Source organism: Planctobacterium sp. AWM4_229, assembly GCF_056160305.1.
Map to the genome: position 1 here is coordinate 118,111 of NZ_JBSWWX010000009.1, position 12,724 is coordinate 130,834.

General features: G+C 44.4%; 9 protein-coding genes. 5 read left to right on the forward strand and 4 right to left on the reverse strand.

What is annotated here, in order from left to right:
- Nucleotides 1-45: 45 nt before the first annotated feature.
- On the reverse strand, nucleotides 46-2,004 hold the full coding sequence (locus ACXAGP_RS19180) for a tetratricopeptide repeat-containing sulfotransferase family protein (protein ID WP_475263229.1): 1,959 nt from the start codon (nucleotides 2,002-2,004) through the stop codon (nucleotides 46-48).
- A gap of 585 nt (nucleotides 2,005-2,589) precedes the next feature.
- On the opposite strand from ACXAGP_RS19180, the gene ACXAGP_RS19185 reads away from it, so the two are divergent.
- Entirely contained in the window at nucleotides 2,590-3,888 is a 1,299-nt protein-coding gene (locus ACXAGP_RS19185) for an SAM-dependent methyltransferase (RefSeq protein ID WP_475263231.1), read from the forward strand.
- A 59-nt stretch (nucleotides 3,889-3,947) separates the two neighbouring features.
- On the forward strand, nucleotides 3,948-4,577 hold the full coding sequence (locus tag ACXAGP_RS19190; protein WP_475263232.1) for a 2OG-Fe(II) oxygenase family protein: 630 nt from the start codon (nucleotides 3,948-3,950) through the stop codon (nucleotides 4,575-4,577).
- A 39-nt stretch (nucleotides 4,578-4,616) separates the two neighbouring features.
- Here ACXAGP_RS19190 and ACXAGP_RS19195 read toward each other — a convergent pair whose 3' ends face one another.
- The 3 genes from ACXAGP_RS19195 to ACXAGP_RS19205 form a co-directional block, all read right to left on the reverse strand.
- Nucleotides 4,617-5,651, reverse strand: a complete 1,035-nt coding sequence (locus tag ACXAGP_RS19195; RefSeq protein ID WP_475263234.1) for a GGDEF domain-containing protein — start codon at nucleotides 5,649-5,651, stop codon at nucleotides 4,617-4,619.
- A gap of 103 nt (nucleotides 5,652-5,754) precedes the next feature.
- Nucleotides 5,755-6,966 carry an HD-GYP domain-containing protein gene (locus tag ACXAGP_RS19200; protein ID WP_475263235.1) on the reverse strand — a complete coding sequence of 404 codons (1,212 nt, stop codon included), beginning with the start codon at nucleotides 6,964-6,966 and terminating at the stop codon, nucleotides 5,755-5,757.
- A 96-nt stretch (nucleotides 6,967-7,062) separates the two neighbouring features.
- A complete protein-coding gene (locus ACXAGP_RS19205; RefSeq protein ID WP_475263236.1) occupies nucleotides 7,063-7,686 on the reverse strand; it encodes a response regulator in 624 nt (207 codons plus the stop codon).
- A 586-nt stretch (nucleotides 7,687-8,272) separates the two neighbouring features.
- Here ACXAGP_RS19205 and ACXAGP_RS19210 point away from each other — a divergent pair.
- From ACXAGP_RS19210 to ACXAGP_RS19220, 3 genes are all read left to right on the forward strand, one after another.
- Nucleotides 8,273-9,850 carry an alkaline phosphatase gene (locus tag ACXAGP_RS19210; RefSeq protein ID WP_475263237.1) on the forward strand — a complete coding sequence of 526 codons (1,578 nt, stop codon included), beginning with the start codon at nucleotides 8,273-8,275 and terminating at the stop codon, nucleotides 9,848-9,850.
- Nucleotides 9,851-9,863: 13 nt separating this feature from the next.
- Nucleotides 9,864-11,858 (forward strand): alkaline phosphatase, encoded by a 1,995-nt coding sequence (locus ACXAGP_RS19215; protein WP_475263238.1) that lies wholly within the window; start codon nucleotides 9,864-9,866, stop codon nucleotides 11,856-11,858.
- Between the two features lie 80 nt (nucleotides 11,859-11,938).
- Nucleotides 11,939-12,670 (forward strand): hypothetical protein, encoded by a 732-nt coding sequence (locus ACXAGP_RS19220; RefSeq protein ID WP_475263239.1) that lies wholly within the window; start codon nucleotides 11,939-11,941, stop codon nucleotides 12,668-12,670.
- Nucleotides 12,671-12,724 lie beyond the last annotated feature (54 nt).

The window sequence follows — 12,724 nt, forward strand, 5'->3', positions numbered from 1 at the left end:
TCAGTTATCCTTTCTTACTTCGAGTTTAAACCTGAAAAAAGCAAATTATTCTGTCACTAATATCGCCTTCAGAGGAGCCAGATGACTTTCAAAATTTCGCCACTGCTCAAGTCCAGAGCGATAAATCGGTTGGCGAACTTGCTCGGAACTCGGGGTATGAATGTTTCTGTTGGTTTGATGAAAAGCAACGCAAGCCTCTTCAAACGGTAATCCACAAAAGTTCAGAAGTCTGCGCACCTCAAACTCAAGATTATTCACCACCTCTTCATATTGGACCGTTAATACCTCACCGGGCAAAACCTTATCCCAATGGTTCATCAAGCGAAGATAGTCGTTGTAGTATTTACCTAAGCCGTTAAGGCTATAGCTAAAGTGATACCCCGTTGCGAACAGCTGTTTAAAGCAACTAAAACAAGCGGCCATCGGATCTCGGCGCGCATCTATGAAGATAGCATTGGGCAGCATTAATTTAATTAAAGCAATGTGCTTAAAGTTATTGGGCATTTTATCAATAAAGTAAGGAGCTCCCTTTCTAAAGTCCCGGGTTTCTGTGAGATAGGTCTCTCCCATCTGTTTTAACTGCTCTGGTGTCAACTGGTACAAATAACCAGCATAATGCTCTTGGTTATTAAAAACTCGGTTAATAATACTTTGCACATTTAGCAACTCCATGGTGCTATCCACCATGGAGTGTGAGGCTAATATCTGCTCCAGCAAAGTGGAACCAGAGCGGGGTAAACCAACGATGAATATCGGTACCGGCCCTTCATTTTCTGCCGACTTGATCTGGTTGAACAAGCTTTGGCGGCAATGAAACGTTTGTTGTGATACCAGTTGTTCAAAATATTCAGGTTGATAATTAATGGCTTGCTGTTGTAAGGCGTTTCCTTGTTGGTAAAAGTGAAATGACTGGGCAAAATCACCTTGATCTTCCCACCCTTTGCCCAAAGCAAAAAACAAGTAGGTTTTGTCCTTCACCGATACTTCCGGTGACTCAAGCATGTCGCTCATTTTCCCTATCTGTTCGACGCTGAATTGATATTTCTTGGTATTGGCTAAACTCCACCACACTTCACCAAAGTCTGGTTTGGCTTCTATAGCCGAACAATACGCCCTGATAGCGCGCTCGTAATTACCTTGGGTTTTGTGTGCATGGCCTGACAACATAAAAAAGTAGTGCTGTTCTGCGCTGTCCAGCTTTAACAACTCGTCGTACAGCACAATCGCTTCTGCCACTCTCCCCAAATGACTCAAAGCAGCAGCACGGTACCCCCATAATCGAATTTCCTGGTCATTAATAGTTCCCAAATTCTCTGTCACAGCGACAGCCTTTGCAAACTTTCCGCTATTCATGAGTAATGCCATAAAGGTTAACCTGGCCTGTGTATGCCCAGGTTCCAGTTGCAGACAGATTTGCAACGCATTTTCGGCTTCCAGGTGACTTTCATACGCCAGACAAATTTGCGCCAGAATAAATAATCCCTCTACATGATTACCGTTTACCTGTAAAAACTGTCGACAAAGACTATTAGCAATATCAAATCGTTTTTCATACAAATATACTTTTGCCTTTACCAACTCTGCAGGCAGGCTTTGGAGATAAACCAGCTGTTTTTCTGTAAATTTCAGGGCTTCGACATTATTTGTGGCCTGATACCACCCCCTTAACTTTTGCCAGGCGGGGATCAGTGCTGAATTAACCTCAACTCCTCGCCGATATGCCAGCGCAGCTTGTTCATCTTTATTCATGTCGGTGTAAACATGTCCCAGCTCTTGCCACGCACGGCCACTGTGGGGAGTTAATTCAACCAGCTCTAAAGCCTGCTGCAGAGCTTGCTCAAACTGTTTTTGAAAGCGGCTAACTATTACCGAAAGGTACCGCAGATGGCATACCTCCGGGCTTAAACCCGGTGCGCTAATAGCAAGTTCGGTTGTGATTAAAATCCTGGCTTTGTCCAGCTCACCGGCGGAAATCGCTTCTTCAATAGCAGATATAGGGTTCATAAGTTCCTTGTCATCATAGTCATCCTAACCTAAAGGGGGGAAACTATTTGTCGTGAGAGTGCATCTAAATCTATGCTTAATTTTGGCACAATTCAATATTCCAAAAATCGCAACGTCATCATGTGTAAAAACAGCAATAATTTGCCCCTGAAATGAAAAATTAGACATTTATTGTTTGCAAACTAGTATTCTTAAATTCTACAGTAAGTAAACCGGATAAAACGAAAAGTCGTTTATCAAAGGTTTAATCTGCCAAAAAACAGGTAACCTAAATTAGTTGTTAATTAGTGATTAGCTTAAGAAACATAGTAAGCAATGGGATGATTATTCGATCTGAAACGATTGCATTTATCTGTCAAGATTTGTCTTTATTTAAGATTGGACTTCATATCACAATCAGAAAATTGCATTACTTTTGCATGTTCGCTGATGCCTTACAGTTCCTTTCTAATGCACACGTTTGGGTTAACTGCTTTCCATACAAAGTCCCCCCAAGTCAGGCTAATTTTCCAATAGTGGTAAGTGGCATGAAGATGAATTGCCCGAAATTTCACCCCATAAAATCTTAAACTTTACAGGTCGACTATGACAGATGAATTGATTGAAGAAGTTGCTAAGGTCACTGAAGTGATTGTTAGCGATACTTGTACTGTTCCAGAAACTCAAGCAGCAGTCGCCAAACTTGCAAATCTATTGGCCGCAGCATCAACAATAGATTTTAAAGATCCCCAACAGGCTGTTGGTAACAACAACACTGACAACGGTACTGCATTGAGCCCCTTATTGGCAGCCGGGTGTGCCTTTAATCATATCCGAACACAGCAATTTCAACGAGGGGTTCACCAGTACTTGAAAGAAGCAAAAGATGGAGACCAGCCATTGCAAATTTTATATGCTGGCACGGGTCCTTATGCGACATTGCTTTTCCCGGTTTTATTGTTACATCGCCACCGTTCCATTGAGGTAAGTGTCATTGACATTTACAAATCGAGTACGAATGGTGTCTTAAAATTATTCGAATTAGCCCAGTTCAAAAATATTGCAGTTACCGCTTACACTTCAGATGCCACTAAGTGGCGACCAAAATCCTCCGACGAACAATTTGACCTCATCATATCTGAGACTATGGATAGAGGCCTTATGCGCGAACCTCAGGTATCTATTTTCAAACATTTGTGTCAGTTTTTAAAACCAGAAGGCCAGTTCATTCCAGAGGAAATTACCATCAGCGCCACACTTTTGCGCAACAATGAAATTTCCGAGCTCGGCACGATTTTCACGCTGAACAAATCAACTAGTCAGCAACTATCAGCTGAAGACAAACCTTATTTTGATGGCAATATTTTGCTTGGCAATGATGACAATAAAACCTTCACCCAATTAGTCATATCCACAGAAGTACACACCTATGGAGAACACCATCTTAGACGTAACGAAATTGAAATTACCACCGACTTTTCTTATCGCTATTTAGATTTGACACAAGAGAGAGCCATTCCATACCGATACTCAATGGAAGAAAACCCGGGATTTACATTTACACTCCCATTCTATCAGGCGCCATTACCACCGGAAAATCTGGCAATAGAAACGCAATCAGGTACACCTTATCTCTACGTATTCTGGCACAACGTGCTATGGGACTTTCACAGGCCCAGACGAAATGAAGAACACAAGTCTCTGCAAACTTGGTTAAAATGGGATAACGTACTTACCATGATTGATGCCTATAAGGCCGATCTGCAGAGCAGCATAGAGCAAGTATTAGCCGTTCACCCGCCGTGTTTTTCTCGATTCGAGACCTGGTTTTTAGATACCTATGGCAGGTTGAGCAATCAGGAACTAAAGGCTTTAAATCAAACCATCGCCATAAGTCACATGTAGTGCGGTAAATTGCGATTGGCAAATATCACGTGTGTGAAAAACACTTCCAAGATTAAAATATGAAGTATAAACAACAACTTAATCAATTAAAGAAACTGTATACAACACATCTGGCTAATGCTGTACAGTCTCACCTCTGCAGGGAAACGATTGAAAACTTGATTACTTGCGACCATGAGAAACGCACTGAATTGCTCGATTGTTATATCGATAAATTCGCGGGATTAGTTTTTTCATCTGAAGTTAGTGCCTTCCTGGAGTCTTTCTATGAAGAAGAATTTGTTTGGCGTTGGCCAATTTTTGACATCATTGATGATTCTGCACTTAAGACCTATGAAAGTACTACATGGCATCGTGATAGCGGTATGAGAGGAATGTTAAAAGTATTCCTCTACCTTAATTCAGTGGAAGAGCATGACTGTAACACGCTTATGATTGACGAACCTACTAGTAACAAACTCGGAGAAATGGGCGCCTTACCACTTGAACTAGACAAACGTTCAACAGATGTATCTGAGTATTTGAACACTATTCCCAATAATCCTGAAATCATATCTTATCCTCTTGCGGCTGGAGATTTACTTGTATTCGATCCCACCCGGTTAGCTCATCGATGCCAGCCACCATCGAAAAATAAACAGCGCTACACGATTTGCTACAGTGTTTTCCCAAAATCTACTTTTGGATAACACACTATGAGCAAAAACACAGAGTCGACACGGTATTTTTTAGAATAAATCAATTTCGGAATCATCTACCACGATGGGCTGTTCTGATAAGCGTCCATCTTCCACCAACTGTTCATAACAATAAACAGCATTGCGGCCATGCTCTTTAGCGTAGTAAAGGGCCTTGTCGGCGCGTTCCACAAGCACTTGCTCATACTCTTCTTGAGAGGCTTCGGCAAATCCGACACTGATAGTTATCTTGCCTACGAGGGGAAAACGATCTTCTTCAACGTTCTTGCGAAAGTCGTTCAGTTTTTTGAAGGCATCAGAGCGCGTGGCAGGCTCCATGATTATCACAAACTCTTCACCACCAAAACGAAAGACGTAATCAGACGAGCGAAAATAGCCTGCCATTTTTTGCGACAGGGTTAACAGCACCTCATCCCCACAAACGTGACCAAACACATCATTTACTTTTTTAAAGTGGTCAATATCGATGATCACTAACCAAGGTTTGTCCTCAGGGTGAGAAACTCGTTGCGGAATTTCTTGTTGTAACTTTTTCTGTCTGTGGGCTTGCTTGGACAACATCTGACGCAAATGGCGCTCAAAGGAATGGCGATTGAGCAATCCTGTGAGTTTATCTTTCTCGCTTTCCACCAGCACCCGAAGGTAATTACCATAAATCCGCGCAAATGCACTGATCAATGACTTATTCTCAGAGGTAATATCTTCGGCCACCAGGTGCAGTGCTAGCTTGCTCTCCGCCCCGGTTACCGGCACCCATAGCTCAGTTTTTCCATTGCGATTTTCAGTCACAGAACGCTTCAAACTATCAATGGAGGTAACCAACTGCATGGACGGGGTGTCCATTCGCTGATTGGCATGCCAGACAAAATGAGGCTCTTCAGATTGAACTTTGAGTTCCAGAATGATGTTGATGACAGGATTGGGCCAACTGCGTTCTAACTCGTACAAACAGGCTTTTTCGAAATAGACATATTCAGCAATGGTAGACAATAAACTGATGCCGACTGAATCGAGATCTTTGTTATCGGTTAAAGTGATAACCGATTCGAGAATTTGTTTGTTCATTTCCTTGCCCCGTCATAGCCGCCCCTTATGATCGAATCAACGGCCACAAAGCTCAATTAAACTTTAGTCTTAACAGCTATAATTCGCCAGCAATAACAAACCACTAATTTGAAATAACTATTTGCTCAGCAAAGAACTTTTTGTAGTTGATTTTGATGTCTTCAGCCCGAACCGCGCTGGCTATTTTTTCACGACAATGCTTATCCGCTAAGTTGACATCTTTTGGCGCGACAAAATGGTTGGAACGAAAAGAATAAAAGGTTTTTACTTTGGGCGAAAGCGGGTTGTCTTCATTGTGCTCAGTCACCAATGAAAGTTTTTCCGAATCGAGTTTTACCAAACTACCCACCGGGTGTACGCCGATGTATTTAATAAACTTATTAACCAGCGCTCTATCCAACTCAGAATCAGTGCACTTTAAGATTATTTTTAACGCCTGATTTGGAGACATACCTTTTTTATAACAACGGTCTGCCGTCATTGCGTCGTAGGCATCCACAATGGCAATCATACGGCCATAGATGTTGATGTCATCCTCGTCCAGTCCCATGGGGTAGCCAGTGCCATCTAGCCGTTCATGATGCTGTGCCACTACGTTGAATAAACGCTCAGTGACACCATCCATTCTTTTGAGCACTTCCAGGCCTTTGATAACATGACCTTTCATGATGGTCATTTCGTCATCCGTTAGCTTTCCGGGCTTGAGTAAGATGTTATCAGGGATCTCAATCTTGCCAATATCGTGCAAAGTACCAGCGAGTGCCAGCTCTGATACAACATCTTCATCCAGTTCCAGATATTGAGCGAACGCGCCCATTAAGATCCCGACGTTGAGGGAATGCTCCAGCAAATAAGCATCTTTTTCTCGCAGATGGGTCATGCACAGCAGAGCGTTAGGGTTTCTGTCCAGAGAGGCGACAAATCGGTCACTGACATCTTTTATTGGGGCAAAGTTTACCGGTAATCCGGCTTTGATGGAGTGCAGTAACTTCTTTTGAATGTGCTTTGCTTCCTCATACAAAGCGCTGGCTTGCGTCAATTCATCTTCCATGGATACTGACACTTTTCGCGTTTCTGAAGCCTCTACATCCGTGCCTGAATGTTGCTCTTCTTGTGGCGATTCTTCGGCTAAGTCACTTTTTTCTAAGTCAATCACCAGGGATACAACGCCCTTAGCCTTGAGAAACGCGATGGCTTTATCGGTTGTTACCTTGCCTTGAGTCTTAACCTTCAGATCCCCTTTTTGTTGATGCACAGCATCGACATACATCCCCACTTTTAACTCAGCTACGGGTACAACCTTCATTTGACTCATAAAATTCAGGACACTCAAGACAACGATTGCTTGTCATAATAGTGTAGCTTTTCAGCAGATCCAATCTTTGATTTTAATTTGCCCAAATTGGGCAAATTAGCTATCCATAGTCTGTTTGATTTTTTGTAACAGCATTTCATAACTGAAAGGCTTCTTTAATGCTTGCTGACATAATTCCTTCAAGCGTGGGGTTTGCAAGACTTCATTTTTCTCAAGCTCTTTGGCATAGCCAGTCATCAACACAATGGCCATAGTTGGCTTTAACAACATAACCTGAGAGGCGAGTTCCAGACCATTCATTTCTCCGGGCATGACAACATCTGTTAACAACAGATCGTAATCCGGTGCAGATTTTAGCAGTTTTATAGCAGCCTCAGCATTTGGCGCACAGTCAACAATATGACCTGCCAGCTCCAATTGCTTCTGAATAATTTGTAGCAACTCAGTTTCGTCATCCACTACCAAAATACGCCAGCAATTTACGGCCTTTGAATTGGATTCAATGGCACTGCTCTCTAATGTGGCACTGTCGGCAGAATCGATGGATGGTTGCGAGGGCTCCTGTTCCAACAGCTGATTTATCTGTTCCAATGCTGTTATGGCTTTAATAACTCGGCTCTTTTGTTTTATCTCAAGCGAAGCATCGTCGTGCAACAATTCGAGATTCCCCTGCATGATGCCCAACAGATTATTTAGCTTGTGTTTAGTTTTTGAATTCATGGATTCACAGCACCACTCACGAAATAAAAGCGTACCACCTAATGAGCATAATATAATGTTGTCAAAAACACAGTATTATCAAATGTGACAACCCGAAAAATAACTTTCTCACTCTCGATGTCCAAGGTGAAATGGTTATTGACCACTTAAATTAAAACCAATCCACTATTGATATAATATATCATTTCATGCAGACTGTATTTTTATTCCACCTGTGCACCATAAAAGTATCATTTCTCAAAAACATTCACCCGCCAACTTAATAAAACCTTCACACTTCAGTCATTTGTTTCACGGGTTCGTCTTATTATTGCAACAGAAAGTCTTATTCAATGAGTGCCAGAAATTACAACGCCGTTACACTGTTCCTTTATTCACACAACCTCCCTCATTTAAGTGAAGTAATAAACACCTGAAAGCCTGACATATTTCATTCATAAAATTGCCTTTCTTGTCACATATAAGTTACTGATGAGACACAAAAACATAAAATTTGTTTCATTAATCCCGCCTATCCTCGTCCGGGTTTTGTGGTTCTAGAACTACATTCCTCAACCCAACAATTAATCTATCAGGAATACAACACATGAAGACGAACTGGATTGCTCCGGTTAGCGCATTGGCGTTAGCCGTATCCGCCGCGACTCATGCTCAAGTATTACCAGAGGTGCAAAGTAGCAGCGCCTGGTATACTGACGGTCAAACGCAAATCACCAGTAAACTGGCCAGAGATCCAAAACAAAAAGCGAAAAACGTTATTTTGTTTGTGGGTGACGGCATGGGGATTTCAACCTTAACTGCGGCGCGCATTTTAAAAGGCCAGCAAGAAGGTAACTCCGGTGAAGAAGGTTATTTAAGCTTCGAAACCTTCCCGTTTTCAGCGCAAGTCAAAACTTACAACGTCGATGCTCAAACACCCGACTCAGCGGGTACCATGACAGCCATGATGTCTGGTTTGAAAACCGACGTGGGTGTTATTGGTGTTGATGAAGACATTGAGCGCGGAGACTGCTCAACAGTGGCGGGGAATGAAGTGGTTACCGCTTTAGAACTGGCTGAAATCAAGGGGCTTTCCACCGGTATTATCTCTACCGCCCGCATCACTCACGCCACACCGGCTGCCACTTACGCAAAATCAGCTGACCGCAACTGGGAAGATGTTTCTGACATGCCAGAAGATGCTGTTGGCACCTGTGCTGATATTGCAGACCAGTTAGTGAACTTTGAAATGTACCTTGAAAATCGTTATCCGGGTATCGATGTAGACGGTATCGAAGTGGCTATGGGCGGTGGTCGTCGTCACTTCTTGCCTAAGGATGAAGCATTCAACTCGCCTGATGCAGCAAGCAGTGTAGAAGGTGACCGCACTGATGGTCGCGACCTGACTGCTGAGTGGCAGGCGCAATATCAAAATGGTGTGTATGTGTATGACCAAACCGGCTTTGATGCCATTGACGCAGATTCAGTTGAGCGCGTATTTGGTTTGTTTAACGAGTCTCACATGCAGTACGAGGCAGATCGCGACAACGACATCGCTGGCGAACCTTCTATTGCCGAGATGACAGCCACTGCGATTGATGTACTAGACAACAACGACAAAGGCTTTTTCCTGATGGTGGAATCGGGTCGTATTGACCACGGTCATCACGCCGGTAGTGCTTATGGTGCCTTAACTGACGCGATTGCCTTCGCTGATGCAGTACAAGCTGCTGTGGACGCAACAGACCCGGAAGAAACACTGATCCTGGTTACGGCTGACCACAGCCACGTATTTACTATTGCAGGTTACCCAAAACGCGGCAACCCCATCCTTGGTCATGTGGTTTCTGTCGGCGCTGAAGAACCTTCACTGGCTGCTGATGGCCTGCCCTACACCACAGTGGGTTACACCAATGGTCGCGGCTACCGAGATTTAGGAACAGAGACAGATGCTGATGCAACCTACGCTTTAGATGCCGTGACGGGTCGAGTAGATACTTCAGCTGTCGACACTACACAACCTGGCTATCACCAGGAAGCGACCATTCCTACGAGTTCAGAAACTCATGCTGGTGAAGATATTTCATTGCACGCCATGGGGCCGGGTTCTCAATATGCACAGGGTGTTATTGAGCAAAGTGTCGTTTTCCACCTTATTGATCAAGCGCTTGATCTGGTTGACTAAGGAAGATTTCAAAATGAAAAAGTTTATTTATACATTGATTGCTGCTTCCGTTATCGGATTGGCAGGTTGTAACGGTGATGACGGCGACCAAGGACCAGCAGGTCCGGCCGGTCCTCAAGGCGCACCGGGTATTGATGGTTCTAATGGAACAGATGGCGCTGATGGCGCAAACGGTGCCGATGGTTCTGATGGTGCAGACGGCAGTAATGGTCTGAACAGCTTAATCAGCCAAACGGCGTTACAGGTTGGCAATGAAAACTGCCGCAACGGCGGTGTTCAAATTGACTCAGGCCTGGATACCAATGGCGACGGCGTTTTGGATGCTGGCGAAATTACAGCCACCGAATACGTTTGCTCACCGGCGATTGCACAATTGGATGATGCAGCGCTGGAAACCAGCCGCACCAATGAGTACTTCATTGCCGGTCAAGCTGAAATCGCTAATGCACAAGAAATTTGGGCTGATGTTACTGACCCCACTGCGGCTCGCGCATTAAAAGCGGCTGAAGCACAAGGACTGGTCATTGAAAAAGTGGCTGCACGTGACATTGCAGATGTTCGCGGTAAAGCGAAAAACGTGATCTTGTTTGTGGGTGACGGCATGGGTATTTCCACCGTAACCGCAGCGCGTATCCTGGATGGCCAGAACAAAGGGCTTGAAGGCGAAGAGCACGTATTGGCAATGGATAACATGCCCTTCTCTGGTTTTTCTAAAACCTACAACGTGGATGCGCAAACGCCAGATTCGGCGGGCACCATGACCGCTATGGTTGCTGGTGTAAAAACCGACGTTGGTGTTATCGGTGTTGCTGAAGGCGTAGAACGCGGTAGCTGTGCAACGGTTGCTGGCAACGAGTTAGTCACCGCTTTAGAGTTGGCTGAAATTGCCGGTAAAGCAACGGGTATTATCTCAACGGCGCGTATCACCCACGCGACCCCGGCTTCTACCTATGCCAAATCAGCAGATCGCAACTGGGAAGATATCTCTGACATGCCAGAAACGGAAACCGCTTGTGAAGATATCGCTTCTCAGCTGGTTAACTTCGAAGCTAACCTCGAAGCGCGCTTTGACGGCCTGGACGTGGATGGTATCGAGGTAGTCATGGGTGGTGGTCGTCGTCACTTCTTACCCAAAGACGAAGCATTCAACTCACCTGATGCAGCCAGCTCAGTAGAGGGCGACCGTACTGATGGTCGTGATCTGACAGCCGAGTGGCAGGCAACATATACTGACGGTGTTTATGTTTATGACCAGATTGGTTTTGACGCCATTGATGCTGCAACTACCACACGCGTATTTGGTTTGTTCAACGAGTCGCACATGCAGTACGAAGCTGACCGCGCCAATGACATCGCTGGAGAGCCTTCTGTTGCCGAAATGACAGCCAAAGCCATTGATATTCTGGACAATGACCAGGATGGTTTCTTCTTGATGGTGGAATCGGGTCGTATTGACCACGGTCACCACGCAGGCAGTGCCTATGGCGCATTAACCGATACCATTGCCTTTGATGATGCAGTGCAAACAGCCATCAACATGACGGACGATAGCGACACGTTAATCATCGTTACGGCTGACCACAGTCATGTATTTACCATCGCAGGCTATCCCAAGCGCGGTAATCCTATCTTAGGTAAAGTGGTTCCTGTCGGCTCTGATGAAGTCTCGTTGGCTTCTGATGGTATGCCTTACACCACTTTGGGTTACACCAACGGCCGTGGATATCACGATTTTGGCACAGAAACCGATGCCGATGCCGTATACGGTAGTGCTGGTCCTGTTACGGGTCGCGTTGACTTAACTGATGTTGATACCACAGCTCCGGGTTTCCACCAGGAAGCGTTAGTTCCGCTTTCTTCAGAAACTCACGCGGCTGAGGATGTGGGTATTTACGCAAGTGGTCCCGGTGCACACCTGGTTACCGGTACTAACGAGCAAAGCGTTATATTCCATGTAATGGAATATGCAGCAGATATGGTAAGCGCTGCAGAAGAAGCATTAAATTAAGTAAGGCTTAATTTTTTCGACACAAATCGGGACCATAATGGTCCCGATTTTTTTAATGAACTGAAAACAATACTGAAATCATGAAACTCAAGACACTTTTATCTCTTATTCTGCTTTTCTGCTTACAACAAAATTCATTCGCCAGTGAAGCTTTATTGGCAAATTATGAGATCACTGTTAAACAAAACAATCATGACCATGCTGAATCCACAAGAGAACTTGGCTTGTGGCGACTCAGTGCCAATCAAGTAGTACACCAGTTTAACCAGCAGCAGCTTTCCCAGCACTGGACCTTACAAAAAAATAATCGGGTTAAACTACTCAAATTATTCGATGCGCACGACAGAGGCGTGGAGTACGCAGCAGCTGATATCAAAGGCCACCAGAAACGAGATTGGTCTGAAAAGTATCAGCTACTGAGCGACGACTTTCTGGCGCAGCTAAAAATAGTGAAAAGCTATCAGGATGACCACTATGGAAAGGTTCAGGTATTAAGAACAGAAGCTAAAACACGCAGCCTGACTGTGGAGTGGTTACCAGAATACAAGCTGATCAAATCCCTCAAAACTGAGGACCCAAATGGTACGGAGCACTGGCAACTGGTGAACCTCTCGCGGGATAAAGAAAAAATTAATGCTCAAGCACAACTTTGGGAAAAGTATTACCTGACGGATTACGCTGATATTGGTGACAACGAATCCGATCCCTTTTTGATGCAAATGATTAACCTGGGCTTTGTCGAGGAAGCCGCTTCTGGTTTTTACAATGAAAAAGGTCAGCAGATTCAGGGGCAGCATAAGCATCATCACTAATTGAATGGCAAGGAAGCCAGGCCAACGCAAAAAAATCCCCTGGTAAAAACAACA